The organism is Sphingomonas molluscorum (genome assembly GCF_039522995.1).
In the GTDB taxonomy this organism is placed as follows: Bacteria; Pseudomonadota; Alphaproteobacteria; order Sphingomonadales; family Sphingomonadaceae; genus Sphingomonas; species Sphingomonas molluscorum.
Genome location: NZ_BAAAEL010000015.1, coordinates 327,742 through 343,857, shown reverse-complemented (window position 1 = coordinate 343,857; position 16,116 = coordinate 327,742). Strand labels below are relative to the sequence as shown.

20 protein-coding genes are annotated in these 16,116 nt (G+C 67.0%); 3 read left to right on the top strand and 17 right to left on the bottom strand.

Annotated elements, in window-relative coordinates; translation table 11 throughout:
- Window positions 1–127: 127 nt before the first annotated feature.
- From nuoI to thiE, 15 genes are all read right to left on the bottom strand, one after another.
- Window positions 128–613 carry an NADH-quinone oxidoreductase subunit NuoI gene (nuoI, locus tag ABDZ92_RS15860; protein ID WP_125960040.1) on the bottom strand — a complete coding sequence of 162 codons (486 nt, stop codon included), beginning with the start codon at window positions 611–613 and terminating at the stop codon, window positions 128–130.
- Window positions 610–1,665, bottom strand: a complete 1,056-nt coding sequence (nuoH, locus tag ABDZ92_RS15855; RefSeq protein ID WP_125960041.1) for an NADH-quinone oxidoreductase subunit NuoH — start codon at window positions 1,663–1,665, stop codon at window positions 610–612. The genes nuoI and nuoH overlap by 4 nt, the downstream gene beginning before the upstream one ends.
- The gene (gene nuoG, locus ABDZ92_RS15850; RefSeq protein ID WP_125960042.1) at window positions 1,662–3,662 is read right to left on the bottom strand and encodes an NADH-quinone oxidoreductase subunit NuoG; all 2,001 of its coding nucleotides are present in this window, start codon (window positions 3,660–3,662) and stop codon (window positions 1,662–1,664) included. The genes nuoH and nuoG overlap by 4 nt, the downstream gene beginning before the upstream one ends.
- The gene (gene nuoF, locus ABDZ92_RS15845; RefSeq protein ID WP_125960043.1) at window positions 3,662–4,966 is read right to left on the bottom strand and encodes an NADH-quinone oxidoreductase subunit NuoF; all 1,305 of its coding nucleotides are present in this window, start codon (window positions 4,964–4,966) and stop codon (window positions 3,662–3,664) included. The genes nuoG and nuoF overlap by 1 nt, the downstream gene beginning before the upstream one ends.
- 2 nt (window positions 4,967–4,968) lie before the next feature.
- Window positions 4,969–5,139: a hypothetical protein gene (locus ABDZ92_RS15840; protein ID WP_343763833.1), complete on the bottom strand. Its 171-nt coding sequence runs from the start codon at window positions 5,137–5,139 to the stop codon at window positions 4,969–4,971.
- Window positions 5,136–5,813, bottom strand: coding sequence for a complex I 24 kDa subunit family protein (locus tag ABDZ92_RS15835; RefSeq protein ID WP_125960045.1), 678 nt, complete (start codon window positions 5,811–5,813; stop codon window positions 5,136–5,138). Before ABDZ92_RS15835 ends, ABDZ92_RS15840 begins: the two co-directional genes overlap by 4 nt.
- The gene (locus tag ABDZ92_RS15830) at window positions 5,813–7,045 is read right to left on the bottom strand and encodes an NADH-quinone oxidoreductase subunit D (RefSeq protein WP_125960046.1); all 1,233 of its coding nucleotides are present in this window, start codon (window positions 7,043–7,045) and stop codon (window positions 5,813–5,815) included. The genes ABDZ92_RS15835 and ABDZ92_RS15830 overlap by 1 nt, the downstream gene beginning before the upstream one ends.
- Window positions 7,045–7,902, bottom strand: a complete 858-nt coding sequence (locus ABDZ92_RS15825) for an NADH-quinone oxidoreductase subunit C (RefSeq protein WP_125960047.1) — start codon at window positions 7,900–7,902, stop codon at window positions 7,045–7,047. Before ABDZ92_RS15825 ends, ABDZ92_RS15830 begins: the two co-directional genes overlap by 1 nt.
- The gene (locus ABDZ92_RS15820; protein WP_317893264.1) at window positions 7,899–8,459 is read right to left on the bottom strand and encodes a NuoB/complex I 20 kDa subunit family protein; all 561 of its coding nucleotides are present in this window, start codon (window positions 8,457–8,459) and stop codon (window positions 7,899–7,901) included. The genes ABDZ92_RS15825 and ABDZ92_RS15820 overlap by 4 nt, the downstream gene beginning before the upstream one ends.
- Before the next feature lie 2 nt (window positions 8,460–8,461).
- Window positions 8,462–8,836, bottom strand: coding sequence for an NADH-quinone oxidoreductase subunit A (ndhC, locus tag ABDZ92_RS15815; protein ID WP_125960149.1), 375 nt, complete (start codon window positions 8,834–8,836; stop codon window positions 8,462–8,464).
- Between the two features lie 289 nt (window positions 8,837–9,125).
- Window positions 9,126–9,941, bottom strand: a complete 816-nt coding sequence (locus ABDZ92_RS15810; RefSeq protein ID WP_125960048.1) for an inositol monophosphatase family protein — start codon at window positions 9,939–9,941, stop codon at window positions 9,126–9,128.
- A 4-nt stretch (window positions 9,942–9,945) separates the two neighbouring features.
- Window positions 9,946–10,350: a hypothetical protein gene (locus ABDZ92_RS15805; RefSeq protein ID WP_125960049.1), complete on the bottom strand. Its 405-nt coding sequence runs from the start codon at window positions 10,348–10,350 to the stop codon at window positions 9,946–9,948.
- 18 nt (window positions 10,351–10,368) lie between these two features.
- The gene (gene efp, locus ABDZ92_RS15800; RefSeq protein WP_125960050.1) at window positions 10,369–10,932 is read right to left on the bottom strand and encodes an elongation factor P; all 564 of its coding nucleotides are present in this window, start codon (window positions 10,930–10,932) and stop codon (window positions 10,369–10,371) included.
- A 69-nt stretch (window positions 10,933–11,001) separates the two neighbouring features.
- Window positions 11,002–11,598, bottom strand: a complete 597-nt coding sequence (locus tag ABDZ92_RS15795; protein ID WP_125960051.1) for a M23 family metallopeptidase — start codon at window positions 11,596–11,598, stop codon at window positions 11,002–11,004.
- 379 nt (window positions 11,599–11,977) lie between these two features.
- Window positions 11,978–12,682 (bottom strand): thiamine phosphate synthase, encoded by a 705-nt coding sequence (thiE, locus tag ABDZ92_RS15790; protein ID WP_125960052.1) that lies wholly within the window; start codon window positions 12,680–12,682, stop codon window positions 11,978–11,980.
- On the opposite strand from thiE, the gene ABDZ92_RS15785 reads away from it, so the two are divergent.
- Window positions 12,681–13,430, top strand: a complete 750-nt coding sequence (locus ABDZ92_RS15785) for a DUF72 domain-containing protein (protein ID WP_125960053.1) — start codon at window positions 12,681–12,683, stop codon at window positions 13,428–13,430. The two genes, thiE and ABDZ92_RS15785, sit on opposite strands and share 2 nt — an antisense overlap.
- Before the next feature lie 224 nt (window positions 13,431–13,654).
- Here the strand turns inward: ABDZ92_RS15785 and ABDZ92_RS15780 are convergent, their stop codons facing one another.
- Together ABDZ92_RS15780 and ABDZ92_RS15775 are read right to left on the bottom strand one after the other, a co-directional pair.
- Window positions 13,655–14,047 carry a putative quinol monooxygenase gene (locus ABDZ92_RS15780; protein ID WP_125960054.1) on the bottom strand — a complete coding sequence of 131 codons (393 nt, stop codon included), beginning with the start codon at window positions 14,045–14,047 and terminating at the stop codon, window positions 13,655–13,657.
- On the bottom strand, window positions 14,047–14,955 hold the full coding sequence (locus ABDZ92_RS15775; RefSeq protein WP_125960055.1) for a class I fructose-bisphosphate aldolase: 909 nt from the start codon (window positions 14,953–14,955) through the stop codon (window positions 14,047–14,049). Before ABDZ92_RS15775 ends, ABDZ92_RS15780 begins: the two co-directional genes overlap by 1 nt.
- A gap of 154 nt (window positions 14,956–15,109) precedes the next feature.
- Between ABDZ92_RS15775 and ABDZ92_RS15770 the strand changes: the two genes are divergently transcribed.
- Both ABDZ92_RS15770 and ABDZ92_RS15765 read left to right on the top strand, forming a co-directional pair.
- Complete coding sequence (locus ABDZ92_RS15770) at window positions 15,110–15,589, top strand: vgr related protein (RefSeq protein WP_125960056.1); 480 nt, start codon at window positions 15,110–15,112, stop codon at window positions 15,587–15,589.
- Entirely contained in the window at window positions 15,586–16,071 is a 486-nt protein-coding gene (locus ABDZ92_RS15765; protein ID WP_125960057.1) for a hypothetical protein, read from the top strand. Before ABDZ92_RS15770 ends, ABDZ92_RS15765 begins: the two co-directional genes overlap by 4 nt.
- Window positions 16,072–16,116 lie beyond the last annotated feature (45 nt).

The window sequence follows — 16,116 nt, the reverse complement described above, 5'->3', positions numbered from 1 at the left end:
GGACGCGTTGGGCCCCCTGCCCTCCGTTCGCCCCGCGCGCTGCGCGAGGCCGGTTCACTTCTTGAGGAAGCAGCGCAGGGCCTCGACTGGCTCGGCCCGAACGGCATGAATTTCGAAGTCGCGCGCATTACCGGTACGGCGCGTCGCTCGCAAGGTTCGCGGCGATGGCGCGTTCCCAGCGGTCCCCGTTCGCGAGCAGCTTGTCCTTGTGGTAGATCAGCTCCTCGCGCGTCTCGGTCGCGAACTCGAAGTTGGGCCCCTCGACGACGGCGTCCACCGGGCATGCCTCCTGGCAGAGACCGCAGTAGATGCACTTGGTCATGTCGATGTCGTAGCGCGTGGTGCGGCGGCTGCCGTCCTCGCGCGGTTCGGCCTCGATCGTGATCGCCAGCGCCGGGCACACCGCCTCGCACAGCTTGCACGCGATGCAGCGCTCTTCGCCATTGGGATAGCGACGCAGCGCATGCTCACCGCGGAAGCGGGGCGACAGCGGGTTCTTCTCGTACGGATAGTTGATCGTCGCCTTGGGCTTGAAGAAATAGCGCAAGGTCAGCGCGTGGGCCTTGATGAACTCCCACAGCGTGAACGATCGGATTACCTGTGCGACGCTCATGCGGGCACTCCAACGCGGTCGAGCATGAGATACCCCGACACCATGAACACGAACAACAGCGACAGCGGCAGGAAGATCTTCCAGCCAAGCCGCATCAGCTGGTCGTAACGGTACCGCGGCACCGTCGCGCGAACCCAGCTGAACACGAAGAAGAAGAACAGGATCTTGGCGAACAGCCAGATGATGCCCGGCACCATGTAGAGCGGCGCCCAGTCGACCGGCGGCAGCCAGCCACCCCAGAACAGCGTCGCGTTGAGCGCGCACATCAGGAGGACGTTGGCGTACTCACCCAGCCAGAACAGCGCGAACGCCATCGAGCTGTATTCGGTCTGGTAGCCGGCGACGAGTTCGGACTCCGCCTCGGTCAAGTCGAACGGGGCGCGCTGGGTCTCGGCCATGGACGAGATCAGGAACACGACGGCCATCGGGAACAGCAGCGGATTGAAGCCGAAGCCGTTGATGAAGCCGAAGATGTGCCCCTTCTGCTCCGTCACGATCGTCGACAGGTTGAACGATCCGGCCCAGAGCACCACCGCGATCAGCACGAAGCCGATCGCGACCTCGTACGACACCATCTGCGCGGCGCCGCGAAGCGCCGAGTAGAAGGGGTATTTCGAGTTGGACGCCCAGCCCGCGATGATGATGCCATAGACGCCGAGCGACGAGGCCGCGAGCACGTAGAGCAGGCCGACGTTGATGTTCGAGAGGACCACGCCCTCCTGGAACGGCACCACCGCCCACACGATCAGCGCGACCGTGAAGGTGATGATCGGCGCGAGCAGGAACAGGCCCTTGTTCGCGCTGGTCGGGATGATGGTTTCCTGAAGGAACACCTTCAGGCCGTCGGCGAAGCTCTGCAGCAGGCCGAACGGGCCGACGACGTTAGGGCCGCGGCGCAGCGCCATCGCCGCCCAGATCTTGCGATCGGCGTAGATGATCATGGCGACGGCCAGCATCAGCGGCAGCGCGATCAGCAGGATCGAGACGACCGTGCCGACGAACCACGCCCAGTCGTAGGGAAGCCCTACGGTATTCTGAAAGAACGAAGTCACTCCGCGGCCTCCGCGAAATCCTGGCCATGGACCAGTTCAGCCGAGCAGCGCTGCATCGTGGGGCTCGCGCGGCAGATGGCGTTGGTGAGATAGAAGTCGGCGATCGGATAGGTGACGCTGCCTTCGGCACGCGCGTCCAGCACCGGCGGGTTCCAGTCGTAGCGGACCAGGCCCTCGGTGGCGAGCGCGGGCACCTCGGCGAACATCGCCGCGCGCAGCGCCTGGAACGTGTCGAACGGCAGGGTCGCGCCGAGCCGGTCCGACAGCGCGCGCAGGATCGTCCAGTCCTCGCGAGCGTCGCCCGGTGCGAACACCGCCGCGTCGCCACGCTGCACGCGCCCTTCCAGGTTCACATAGGTGCCCGCCTTTTCGGCGTAGCTGGCACCCGGCAGGATCACGTCCGCATGGTGCGCGCCCTTGTCGCCGTGGTGGCCGATGTAGACCTTGAAGCTGCCCGCAAAGGCCGAGAAGTCCACCTCGTCGGCGCCCAGGAAGAACACGAGCTTCGGATTGGCGGCGACGATATCGGCGATGCCGCCTGCTTGCGCGAAGCCGAGCATCAGCCCGCCCATGCGTGCCGCCGCGGTGTGGACGACGTTAAAGCCGTTCCAGCCATCGCGAACCAGATTGCCGTCGGTGGCAAGCTTGAGCGCGGCCGCATGACCGTTCTTGAGCGCGCCCGGGCCGACGATGACCATCGGCCGCTCGGCCGCGTCCAGCGCCTCTGCGGCGCGGTCGGGAAGACCGCCCAGCAGCGACAGGTCCTCGCCCAGCCACTCGACCTTGTAGGTCAGGTCCGTCTCCGGCCCGATCGCGAACACGCGCGCGCCGCGCTTGATCGCCTTGCGCACGCGGGTGTTCACCAGCGGTGCCTCATGGCGGAGGTCGGTGCCGACCAGCAGGATGGCGTCGGCCTGCTCGACACCGGCGATGGTGGTGTTGAACGCCACGGCGCCGAGGTTCGAGACGTCATAGGCCATGCCGGTCTGGCGGCCCTCGATCAGCGACGAGCCCAGGTTGCGGACCAGCGCCTTGGCGGCGAACATGGTCTCGCAATCGAGCAGATCACCCGCGATCGCGGCGACGCTGGAGCCGGCGTTGACGGCGGCGATCGCATCGAACGCCTCGTCCCACTCGACCGCGACCAGCTTGCCGTCGCGGCGCACGTACGGACGGTCGAGCCGCTTGCGCACCAGACCGTCCACCGCGTGGCGGGTCTTGTCGTGCGCCCACTCCTCGTTGACGTCCTCGTTGATGCGCGGCAGCGCGCGCAGCACCTGGCGACCGCGGCTGTCGAGCCGGATGTTGGTGCCGACCGCGTCCATCACGTCGATGGCGAGCGTCTTCTTGAGCTCCCACGGACGCGCTTCGAACGCATAGGGCTTCGAGGTCAGCGCGCCGACCGGGCAGAGGTCGACGACGTTGCCCGAGAGCTCGCTCGACACCGCGCGTTCGAGGTAGGAAGTGATCTGCATGTCCTCGCCGCGATAGATCGCGCCGATTTCCTCCACGCCCGCGACTTCCTCCGCAAAGCGGACGCAGCGCGTGCACTGGATGCAGCGGGTCATCACCGTCTTGACGATGGGGCCCATGTACTTCTCGGTCACGGCGCGCTTGTTCTCGTCATAGCGAGAGATGCCGCGGCCATAGGCGACCGACTGGTCCTGCAGGTCGCACTCGCCGCCCTGATCGCAGATCGGGCAGTCGAGCGGATGGTTGATGAGCAGGAACTCCATCACGCCTTCGCGCGCGGCCTTGACCATCGCGCTGTCGGTGCGGACTTCCTGGCCATCGGCGGCCGGCAACGCGCACGACGCCTGCGGCTTGGGCGGCCCGGGCTTCACCTCGACCAGGCACATGCGGCAGTTGCCGGCGATCGACAGGCGTTCGTGGTAGCAGAAGCGGGGAATTTCCTTGCCCGCGATCTCGCACGCCTGGAGCACCGTGGCGCCCTGGGGGACCTCTACTTCGATCCCGTCTACTTTGAGCTTCGGCATTACTCGGCAGCTTCCATCATCGGTTCCAGCCCGCCACCGCGCTTCTCGAGGATGCGGCGTTCGATTTCGGGGCGGAAGTGTCGGATCAAGCCCTGGATCGGCCATGCCGCCGCGTCGCCGAGCGCGCAGATGGTATGGCCTTCGACCTGCTTGGTGACCTGTTGCAGCGTGTCGATCTCGGAAATGTCGGCGTCGCCGGTGCGCAGCCGCTCCATCACGCGCCACATCCAGCCCGTGCCTTCGCGGCAGGGCGTGCACTGGCCGCAGCTCTCGTGCTTGTAGAAGTACGACAGGCGGCTGATCGCGCGGACGATGTCGGTGGACTTGTCCATGACGATGATCGCCGCGGTGCCCAGGCCCGAGCCCAGCGCCTTCAGGCCATCGAAGTCCATCGGCGCGTCCATGATCTGCGCCGCCGGCACCAGCGGCACGGACGAGCCGCCCGGGATCACCGCGAGCAGATTGTCCCACCCGCCGCGAATGCCGCCGCAATGCGTCTCGATCAGTTCGCGGAAGGAGATCGACATCGCCTCCTCCACCACGCACGGACGGTTCACATGGCCGCTGATCTGGAAGAGCTTGGTGCCCTTGTTGTTCTCGTTGCCGAAGCTGGAGAACCACTCGGGACCGCGCCGCAGGATCGTCGGCGCGACCGCGATCGACTCGACGTTGTTGACCGTCGTCGGGCAGCCATAGAGGCCCGCACCGGCCGGGAACGGCGGCTTCAGGCGCGGCTGGCCCTTCTTGCCTTCCAGGCTCTCCAGCATCGCGGTCTCTTCGCCGCAGATGTAGGCGCCGGCACCGCGGTGCACGAAGACGTCGAAGTCATAGCCCGAGCCGCAGGCGTTCTTGCCGACCAGGCCGCGCGCGTAGGCCTCGGCCACGGCTGCGAACAGCGTCTCTGCCTCACGGATATATTCGCCGCGGATGTAGATGTAGGCCGCCCGCGCGCGCATCGCGAAGCCCGCGACCAGCGCGCCCTCGATCAGCTTGTGCGGATCGTGACGGATGATCTCGCGGTCCTTGCACGAGCCCGGCTCGGACTCGTCGGCGTTGATGACCAGGAAGCTCGGCCGTTCCGGCGTCGGGTTCTTGGGCATGAAGCTCCACTTCATGCCGGTGGGGAAGCCTGCGCCCCCGCGGCCGCGCAGGCCCGAGGCCTTGATGCGATCGATGATCACATCCGGGCCGAGCTGGAGCAGCGCCTTGGTATTGTCCCAGTCGCCGCGCTTGATGGCGGCGTCCAGGTTCCACGGCTGGAAGCCGTAGACGTTGGTGAAGATACGGTCCTTGTCCGCGAGCACGGTCAGCGCCCCTTCCCGATAAGCTTTTCGGCCAGCAAATAGGCCACAACCGCCACGCCGATCGCGATCAGGACGCCGATCAGCTTCAGCGCCCCCACGAACAGCTGCAGCAGCACCCAGAGCGCCACGAACCCGACGAGGATCGCCAGGACCAGGGATCCCAGCGCCTTCACGCCGCCGAGCCCCATTCGCCGCGATAGTCGTGGTTCTCGGTCACCATCGCCTGGAGCGACGTCGGGCCGCCTTCCGGCGCGCTCGCCTGACGCTCGATCTGCGGACCGGGCTTCGGAGTCTCGCCCCGGGCCAGCGCGTCCAGGATCGCGACGGTCTTGTCGTAGTCGAGATCTTCGAAATTATCGTCGTTGATCTGGACCATCGGCGCGTTGGCGCAGGTACCCAGGCACTCGACCTCGGTCAGCGTGAACAGGCCGTCCGGCGTGGTCTTGCCCTTGGCGAGGCCGCGGTTCTTGCAGGCCGCAAGCACGTCGTCCGACCCGCGCAACATGCACGGCGTCGTGCCGCAGACCTGCACATGGTAGCGGCCAACCGGCGCCAGGTTGAACATCGTGTAGAAGGTCGCGACCTCGAACACGCGGATATAGGCGACGCCGATCTCGCGGGCGACGAACTCGATCACCGGGACCGGCAGCCAGCCCTGGGTGTTCGTCTCCTCGCCGACCTGGCGCTGCGCCAGGTCGAGGAACGGGATCGAGGCCGACTGCTCGCGGCCTGCCGGATAGCGCGACAGGATCTCGCGCGCCTTTTCGGCGTTCTTCTCGTTCCAAGCGAAGTTGCCCCAGCGTGCGCGGGTCTCTGCCTCGTCCGGGATATGGGGTGCGTCAGCCATCAGCGGTCACATTCACCAAAAACAATGTCCATCGCGCCCAGGATGGCGGTCGTGTCGGCGAGCATGTGCCCCTTCGACATGAAGTCCATCGCCTGGAGGTGGCTGAACGCGGTCGGGCGGATCTTGCACCGGTACGGCTTGTTGGTGCCGTCGGAGACCAGATACACGCCGAACTCGCCCTTGGGGCTCTCGGTCGCGACATAGACTTCGCCGGCGGGCACGTGGAAGCCCTCGGTGAAATATTTGAAGTGGTGGATGAGCGCTTCCATCGAGCGCTTCATCTCGCCACGCTTGGGCGGCGCGACCTTGCGGTCGAGGCTGAGCGTGGGACCTTCCGGCATTTCGGCCAGGCACTGCTTCATGATGCGCGCCGACTGGCGCACCTCTTCCACGCGGACCATGAACCGGTCGTAGCAGTCGCCCCGCGTGCCGACCGGCACGTCGAAGTTCATGCGAGCGTAGACGTCATAGGGCTGCGACTTGCGCAGATCCCACGGGAGGCCCGCGGCGCGGATCATCGGACCCGAAAAGCCCCACTTGAGGGCGTCTTCGCGGCTGACGATCGCGATGTCGACGTTGCGCTGCTTGAAGATGCGGTTTTCGGCCACAAGACTGATCGCATCCTCGAACAGGCGCGGCAGGCGGGTGTCGAGCCACTCGGCGATGTCGGTCAGGAGCTTCAGCGGCACGTCCTGGCGGACGCCGCCCGGGCGGAAATAGTTCGCATGCATGCGCGCGCCCGAGGCACGCTCATAGAAGTTCATGCAGTCTTCGCGCAGCTCGAACAGCCACAGGTTGGGCGTCATCGCGCCCACGTCCATGATGTGCGAACCGAGGTTCAGCATGTGGTTCTTGATGCGGGTCAGCTCCGCGAAGAACACGCGGAGGTACTGCGCACGCAGCGGCACTTCGAGGTCGAGCAGCTTCTCGATGGCGAGCACATAGCTGTGCTCCATGCACATCGGCGAGCAGTAATCGAGCCGGTCGAAGTACGGGATCGACTGCAGGTAGGTCTTGTGCTCGATGAACTTCTCAGTCCCGCGATGCAGCAGGCCGACATGCGGGTCGACCCGCTCGACGATCTCGCCGTCGAGCTCCATCACCAGACGCAGCACGCCGTGCGCGGCCGGGTGCTGGGGCCCGAAGTTGATCGTGTAGTTCTGGATCTCGACATCGCCGGTCGACGTATGATCGTCGGCGCGATGGTCGAGCTGGTCGAGATACTCAGCCATTACTGGTTCTGCCCTTCGCCCTTGGACGGAATCACATCCGGATCCTTGGGCTTTTCCTCCGGCTTGTTGCCCGGATCGGACTTGCCGACGCCGGTCTGCGCGGGAGAGTCGGTGACCTTCGCCTCCGGCGCGTTCGGCGGCGAATCCTTCTTGTCGTCGTCGGCGCGGCGCACCTGCTCGGCCGTCACCGGCGAGGGCGCACCCTTGGCCTGCGGCAGCGCCGCCTTGTGCTCGCCCGCAGGTGCGGCCTTCTCGTCACCCGGGAGGACGTATTCCGCACCTTCCCACGGGCTCATGAAGTCGAAGCTGCGGAAATCCTGCGCCAGCTGCACCGGCTCATAGACCACGCGCTTGGCGGATTCGGAGTAGCGCACCTCGGCGAAGCCGGAGAGCGGGAAGTCCTTGCGCTGCGGGTGGCCGCGGAAGCCATAGTCCGTCAGGATGCGGCGCAGGTCGAGGTTGCCCTCGAAGATCACGCCGTACATGTCGAACACTTCGCGCTCGAGCCAGCCCGCGACGGGCCAGATGCCCGTCACCGACGGCACCGGCTGCACCTCGTCGGTACGCACGCGCACGCGGATGCGGTGGTTCCGGGTGACCGAGAGCAGGTGGTAGCAGACGTCAAAGCGCTCGACGCGCGACGGATAGTCGACGCCGGCGATTTCCATCAGCTGCTGATACTCGAGGCCCGGCGTGTCGCGCAGCGCGATCATCGCCGGCACGAGCTGGTCGCGCTCGACCAGCAGCGTCACTTCGCCGACGAGATCCTGGGCCTCGAGCAGCGCCGCGCCGAGGGCCGCGGTCGCCGTGTCGATGACGCCGTCGTTGGCGGCATAGGCAGGTGCGGGCGCCCTCACCGTTCGATGCTCCCCGAACGGCGGATCTTCCGCTGCAGCTGCATGACGCCATAGAGCAGCGCCTCTGCGGTCGGCGGGCAGCCGGGGACGTAGATGTCCACGGGCACCACGCGATCGCAGCCGCGCACGACGCTGTAGCTATAGTGGTAATAGCCGCCGCCGTTGGCGCAGGATCCCATCGAGATCACGTACTTCGGCTCCGACATCTGGTCGTACACGCGACGGAGAGCCGGGGCCATCTTGTTGCACAAGGTGCCCGCGACGATCATCACGTCCGACTGGCGCGGAGACGCGCGCGGGGCCGCGCCGAAGCGCTCCATGTCATAGCGCGGCATGTTGACGTGGATCATTTCGACCGCGCAGCATGCGAGGCCAAAGGTCATCCACCACAGACTGCCGGTGCGTGCCCAATGGAACAGGTCTTCGGTCGAGGTGACAAGGAAACCCTTGTCGGTCAGCTCACCGTTCAGGTCGTCGAAGAAGCGCTGGTCCGGCGCGACGTGCGCGCCGGGGGCCAAAGCGTTCTGCTCACCGAAAGCGGCAGGCGACGGGTTCAGTTCTACTCCCAATCCAACGCTCCCATCTTCCACGCGTACACGAGGCCCAGCGCCAGTTCGCCGATGAAGATCATCATGGAGATCCATGCCGTCCAACCGAGGTCGAACACCGACACTGCCCAGGGATATAGGAACGCCGCCTCCAGATCGAAGACGATGAAGAGGATCGCCACCAGATAGAAGCGGACGTCGTACTGGCTGCGCGAGTCCTCGAACGCGGGGAAGCCGCATTCATATTCCGAGAGCTTCTCGGCATTGGGCTTGTCCGCGCCGGTGAGGCGCGACACCAGGATCGGCAGCGCCACGAAGGCACCGGACAGAAGAAGCGCGATCCCAAGGAAAATCAGGATCGGCAGATATTGCGATAGGTCGACCAAGGTCATCTCGCGGTTGCGGAATGCTGAGGGGCTTCTAGGCGCATGACCCGGAGGCATCAAGGCGCAAACCCCTTGAGAATCGCTCGCAATTAGGCTCTGATATGCGCTGGAACCGGCTTGCCGCAGCCACGCGCGGCGCCGCCCGCGGCCAAGTGGCGCGGACGGTGCGGAGCGGGACAAGATTTGTAACGAAACGCGGCGTCAGCCTGCCCTGGGACCGGGCGGCGGGACGAATCGCACAGGGGCCGCGAAAAGGCGGCGGAACGCACGAGGTTCCGCCGCGGTCCGGTCAGCGCAGCGCGCCTGCGACCAGCTTGTGAAGGCGCGAGTGAAGCGCGTCATTGGCAGCCAGCACTTCGCGCTTGATGAAGGCGCGGTCGGCGCCCTTGAAGTCAGTCACGAAGCCGCCGGCTTCGCGCACCAGCAGGATGCCGGCGGCGATGTCCCAGGGCTGAAGACCCGATTCCCAGTAGCCGTCGAAGCGGCCTGCCGCGACCCAGGCCAGGTCGAGTGCGGCGGAGCCGAAGCGGCGGATGCCGGCGACCTCGGGCGCGACCGCACCGAAGATGCGGCTCCACTCGGCGAAATTGCCGTGGCCCATGAACGGAATGCCGGTCGCGATCAGCGACTCGGTCAGGTCGCGGCGGGCGGACACGCGCAGCCGCTGGTCCTGGTGCCAGGCGCCCCGGCCCTTTTCGGCCCAGAAGCTTTCGTCCGTAATCGGCTGATAGACGAGCGCGGTGGTGATTTCCGGCTGGCCGCCGGCGCCGTTCGGCTCCTCGACCGCGATCGAGATTGCGAAGTGCGGGATGCCGTGGAGGAAGTTGCTGGTGCCGTCGAGCGGATCGATGATCCAGCGCGGCTTGGTGGGATCGCCTTCGATCTTGCCGCCTTCTTCCAGCAGGAAGCCCCAGTCGGGACGCGCCTTGCGCAGTTCCTCGACCAGCGTCTGTTCGGCGCGCTTGTCGGCGACCGAGACGAAATCGGCTGGGCCCTTGCGGCTGACCTGGAGGTTCTGGACCTCCCCGAAGTCGCGGCGCAGGCGGGGACCCGCCTTGCGCGCGGCGCGCTCCATGACCGTGAAGAGGCCGGAATGTGCAACCATGATATTAGCGTCCCTGGGGCTTCTTGGCAGCCGGCGCGGCGCCCGGAGGCGCTTCGCGCACGCCGCACACGGCCGCGACCGCCGAGAGGCGATCGGTCGTGTTGGACGCGTTCAGCTTGTCCTTGTTCTTGTTGAGCATCTCGGTCGTGCGCAGGCTGATTTCGGCCAGCGGCGCGCGATAGATGCAGGCGAACAGCGCGCTCTTCACCTGTTCGGGCACCTTTTCCGACTGGAGCCCGCCGATCATCGCAGCAAGCGTCTTGGAAGCATTCTCCACCTCCTCGCGGGAGGGCTGGCCGGCGGCAGGCTTGGCAGCCGCAGGCTTGGCACCGCTCTTCGCCTTTTGCGCCGAGGCGCCGGGGCTCAGGACCAGGGCGGCCGCGGCCGCGAGGGGGAGGAGAAGCTTCATACGCGTTACTCTCGTTGCTCAGTCCGCGCGGCGGACGTAGGTCTGCTCGTACACGTCAACCACGATGCGGGTTCCGCTGGCGATGTGCGGCGGCACCATGACGCGCACGCCATTGTCCAGCACGGCCGGCTTGTAGGAGGAAGAGGCGGTCTGCCCCTTCACCACCGCGTCCGCCTCGACGATCGTGGCTTCGATCGTGTCGGGCAGCTGGACGCTGATCGCTTCCTCGTCATAGAGTTCCATCACGACGTCCATGCCATCCTGAAGGAAGGCGGCTGCGTCGCCCAGCAGGTCGCGCGGGAGCGAAACCTGATCATAGGTTTCCTTGTCCATGAAGACGAGCATGTCGCCTTCCGGATAGAGGAACTGGAAGTCCTTGGTGTCGAGGCGCACGCGCTCCACCGTCTCTGCCGAGCGGAAGCGGACGTTGTTCTTGCGGCCGTCGCGCAGGTTCTTGAGTTCCACCTGCATGTAGGCGCCGCCCTTGCCGGGCTGGGTGTGCTGGATCTTCACCGCACGCCAGATGCCGCCTTCATATTCGATGATGTTGCCGGGACGGATGTCGACGCCGCTGATCTTCATGCTGGAACCTGTGGTGGAAAGAGCCAAGGGCCGGCGACGCAAGTCGCCCGGGCCACGATGCGCGCGGCTTTAGCCGCCGCCACCGGTTCCGGCAAGCAGCGGATAGGGGTTGAGCGGCGTGCCCTGGTGCCAGCGTTCGCCCGCGGCCATGTGCTTCACCGCGAAATGGAGGTGAGGTCCATCCGGGCTGGCATTGCCGGTGGAGCCGACGGTGCCGATCCCCTGCCCCTGGCGCACCAGCTGCCCCTCCTGCAGGCCGGGGGCATAGGCGTCGAGGTGCGCGTAATAGTCGACGTGCGCGCCATCGGCGGTGCGGATGTAGATGGTGTGGCCACCCGCGGCGCTGTCGAACAGCTTCTCGACGCGTCCGCCGCGCGCGGCGAGCACGGGCGTGCCGCGCGGCGCCATGATGTCGATCGCCTGGTGCTCGCGCGCGCCGCCTTCGCGGCTCTGGTGCCAGGTGTCGACGAGTTGGTCGGGCGCGATGCCGGCGACGGGGACGATGAGGCCGGCCGCGTTGGCGCGCAGCCGCGCCGGGGCTGGGGCGACGGCGGGCGCGGATGCGGCGCCCGGCGGCGGGGGCGCGGTGCCCGGCGACAGCATCAGGGCGAATGCGCCGCCGGCGAGCACCAGCAGGAGCAGGATCGACCAGCCGAGGCGGTTCATGGCTGATGCTCCAGCCGTCCGGGGGTGCCGTCGATTGCTGCTCGACCCATCATCCGCTCCCAAGATGTTTCGGGTGGAGAACGTTCGAGGGGGCGGTGGTATCCCGGCCCGCCCCATCTCCGGCGTCCCCGCGAGCGTGACTCCTGTGGAACAGGGCTGCCGCCGTTCTTTGGCCAAACCCGTATTCCTGCGTAGGCAGGAATCCAGGGCCAAGCAGACCAACGACTTGCGGTGCTTGGAACCCTGGGCTCCTGCCTGCGCAGGAGCACTGTCGGGGGTTGGGGAAAGGTCTTCCCCAGATGGGGAGCAAGGGTCGACCAAGACACGTGGCGTTCGGAACCCTGGGCTCGCGCCTTCGCGGGAGCACAGGGAGGGCCGCTTAGCGCGTCTTGCCCTTTGCGAGCAGCTCGGTGAAGGCGCGGACGGCGGCGGCTTCGTCGCCGTTCCAGACCGAGCCGCTCACCGCCAGGAAATCGGCGCCGGCATCGATCAGCGGCTGCGCATTGTCCGGCGTGATGCCGCCGATGGCGACGCAGGGCAGCTCGAACAGCGTGGTCCACCAGGACAGGATCGCCGGCTCCGCGCGGTGGCGGACTTCCTTGGTGGTGGTGGGATAGAAGCTGCCGAAGGCGACATAGTCGGCTCCCGCCTCCCCCGCCCCCATCGCCAGGTGGCGGCTGTCGTGGCAGGTCACGCCGATCTGCACCGAGGGCCCGAGCGCCGCGCGGGCCTCCCGCGGGTCGCCGTCTTCCTGGCCGAGGTGGACACCGTCCGCGCCCAGCCGCTTGGCGAGGCTGACGCTGTCGTTGACGATGAACGCGACCTCGCGATCGGCGCAGAGGCGCTGGAGCGGCTCGGCGAGACGCGCGGCGGCGTGCTGGTCCATGTCCTTCACGCGGAACTGGAAGGCCGCGACGGGGCCGGCGTCGAGCGCGCGGGCGAGCCGGTCCGGGAAGGTGCCGGACACGTCGAGCGGGGAGACCAGGTAGAGCTGCGCAGCCGGCCGGCGGTTGTGGCTCTCGAATTGGTCCGCGAAGCCCTCCAGCGCGTTGTCGGCTTCGAGGTCATCTTCGGGATCGTGCATGGAAAGCTCCGGGTTCGCGGCAGTTCGGGTGGGGTGTTCGGGTTGGATCTACCCGCATTGGCGTGGCCGCTTCTACCCCGAGAAGCTGGCGGTCAAGCGCTGGTTCGCCTTCTACGCCGAGCATTTCGACACGGTGGAGATCAACAACAGCTTCTATCGGCTACCCAAACCCGAGACGTTCGACGGCTGGGCGGCGCAGGCACCGCAGGGCTTTCGCTATGCGGTGAAGGCCAATCGCTTCCTGACCCAGGCCAAAAAGCTGAAGGATTGCGAGGAGCCGATGGCGCGGATGATGCCGGCCTTCCGGCACCTGGGCGAGACACTGGGGCCGGTGCTGTACCAGCTGCCGCCGCGGTTCAAGATCAACCTGGAGCGCCTGGAGGCATTCCTAGAACTCGTGCCAAAGGACGTGGTCAACGTCTTCGAATTCCGGGAAAAGAGCTGGTACGACGACCGGGTGTTCGCGCTGCTGGAGCGATATGGCGCGAGTTTCTGTGCGCACGACATGCCCGGGTCCGACAGCCCGGACCTGGCGGTGGGGCCGGTCGCCTATGTCCGCTTCCATGGCGGCGAGGGGAAATACTGGGGGCGCTATTCCGAGGAGCGTCTGCTGCGCTGGACGGACTGGATGATGGCGCAGGTGCGCGCCGGGCGCGAAGTGTGGGGGTATTTCAACAATGATGCCGAGGCGCATGCAATCGAGGACGCACTGACGCTGAAGGCGATGCTGCGGCAGGCCGGGCGCTAAGGTGCCGTATCCCCGCGCAGGCGGGGATCCAGGGTGTGGTAGAGCAACATTGGTAGTGCTCGGAACCCTGGGCTCCCGCCTTCGCGGGAGCACTGCGATCGTAATCCACATGGCCGTACCCCGGCGGAGGCCGGGGCCCAGTTGGGGGCGGCTCGCGAGATGCGGAGGGGTTTCCCGACTGGGCCCCGGCCTTCGCCGGAGTACCGGTGCGGGTGCGGGTTCCGTCAGGCGCCGGCGAGGAAGCTGCCGGGGACCGGGCGGGTCTCGGCGCTGAGGTCGAAGCCGGCGATCAGGGGGCGGCCCTTGGCGATCGCGTCCTGGACGGCGGGGAGCTTCAGCGAGGCGGCGTGGCTTTCCTTGGCATCCCAGAGTTCGGTGATCCAGATCGCGTCCGGGTCCGCCGCGTCCTCGGCGATCAGATAGGCGAGGCAGCCCGGCATCGCGCCGGTGCCGCTGGCGAGGATGGCGACGAGCTCGGCGCGGGTGCCGGGCTTTGCCTTGATCTTGCCGATCATCCCGAAACCTGCGGTCGTGCCTGCCATCGCCATCTCTCCCTTGAGAAGGCGCCCGCCGACCAGCGCGAGCGCGAGCCCGGCCAGAAGCGGGCGCCGCTCCATCAGTCCTGACCCTGATAGATGCCGACGATCTTGTCGAGCATCGCCAGCGCCTCGTCGCGCGGACGCTGGAAGGTGTTGCGACCGATGATCGAGCCATTGCCGCCGCCGTCGCGGATGTCGCGTGCGTCCTGGTAGACCGCGTCGGCACCCTTGGCGGCGCCGCCCGAGAAGACGACGATACGGCGGCCGTTGAAGCAGCTCTTCACGACATGGGCAACGCGCTTGGCCTGGGTGGAAGCGTCGAAGCCCTCATAGACCTTCTTGGCTTCCTTCTGCTCGATGTGATCGGTCGGCAGCTTCACCTTGATGATGTGCGCGCCGAGCAGCGCCGCCATGTGGGCGGCATAGGCGCCGACGTCGAGCGCCAGTTCACCTTCCTTCGAAAGCGTGCCGCCGCGCGGATAGGACCAGATCACGGTGGCAATGCCGACCGACTTGGCCTGGGCCGAAAGCTCGCGGATCTCCTCCATCATGTCGAACACGTCGTCGGCGCCCGGGTAAATGGTGAAGCCGATCGCCGAGCAGCCGAGGCGGAGCGCATCGTCGACGCCGCCGGTCACCGCCTGGTTGATGCCGGTCGCCCAGCTGTTGGACGAATTGACCTTCAGGATGGTCGGGATCTGGCCGGCGAAGGTGCCCGCACCCGCCTCCAGCATCCCGAGCGGGGCTGCATAGGCGGAGAGGCCGGCGTCGATCGCGAGCTGGAAATGATAGTGGGGGTCATAGGCCGGCTCATTGACCGCGAAGCTGCGGGCCGGGCCATGCTCGAACCCCTGGTCGACCGGCAGGATGACCAGCTTGCCGGTGCCGCCCAGCCGACCCTGCATCAGGATGCGGGCGAGGTTCGCCTTCACGCCGGGATTGTCGGACTCGTAGTTCGCGAGAATTTCTCTGACGATCGGCGTCATTCTGGAGGTCTCCCATGCTGCTGGTTCGCTGCGGCTGTTACCGCTTGCCGGACTTCGTTAGGCGGGCACCGCCGGCCCCACAAGGGCAGCCCAACCATGGGAGCGCTCACTTCGTCGCGGTGCAACAAACTCGGGCTCGACGCGTATGTCCCGGATGCCTGAACGGCCCCCTGCGACCCCGCGCCACCGCCCGTTGAGCCCCGGCGAGACGGCCATGCTGCGCGGCGTGTTCGGCGAGGGTATCGACTATGCCCGCGTGCGCATCCACCCGCGAAATTGGTGGTTCGTGTTTCCGGGCAACCGGCCGATGGCACCCAACGGCCACGCCTATTTCCCGGGCGACACCCATGTCCCCGATTTCGCCGCGCCGGGCGTGCCGCTGTGGCGCAAGGCGAGCTTCGTGCACGAGGGGACCCACCTCTACCAATGGTATGGGCTGAAGCAGTGGGTGTGGGTGCGCGGACCGTTCCAGCGCAACTACGACTATCGGCTGGAGCCGGGGAAACCCTTCACCACCTATGGGCTGGAGCAGATGGGCATGATCGCCCAGCATTATTTCACGCTGGCGAACGGCGGCCGCATCCCCCTGCCCTATACGCTGGCGGACTATGCGCCGCTGCTGCCGCTGGCATGAGGCGGCCGCTGCTGGCGCTGGCGGTCGTGCTCGCGGGCTGTTCGAGCCAGAGCGCCGACGATCCGGACTGGCATTCGAGCAAGCGCGCGACCGACCTGGTCGTGGAGGAAGCCCTGGCGGCCGAGCCGCCGGACTATGCGCGGGCGATCACCGCGATCGAGCGGTCCGGGCGGCCGAGTGCCACGGTGGCACTGGAAGCCGGCGACCTGATCGTCGCCGGGCATCGCGAGGTGCAGCCGGAACGGCGGCCGGCAGCGACACTGGACCAGGGGCTGGCGCTGCTCGAACGGGCTGCAAGCGGTCGCGGCGAAGCGGCGGATATCGCGCCACAACATCTGCGGCTCTGGTTCGAACGCGGGGTCGGCAGCGGCGTGTATCAGGCGATGCCGCCGCGGCCCGAGCTGGCGCGATGCTGGCGGTCGGTGGAGGACCGGGAGCTGCGGGCGGCGGCGTGTATCGCCATGCGGGCTGGCGGGCGGTAGAAGCCGGGCGAGCCGTGCTCCCGCGGAGGCGGGAGCCCAGGGGAT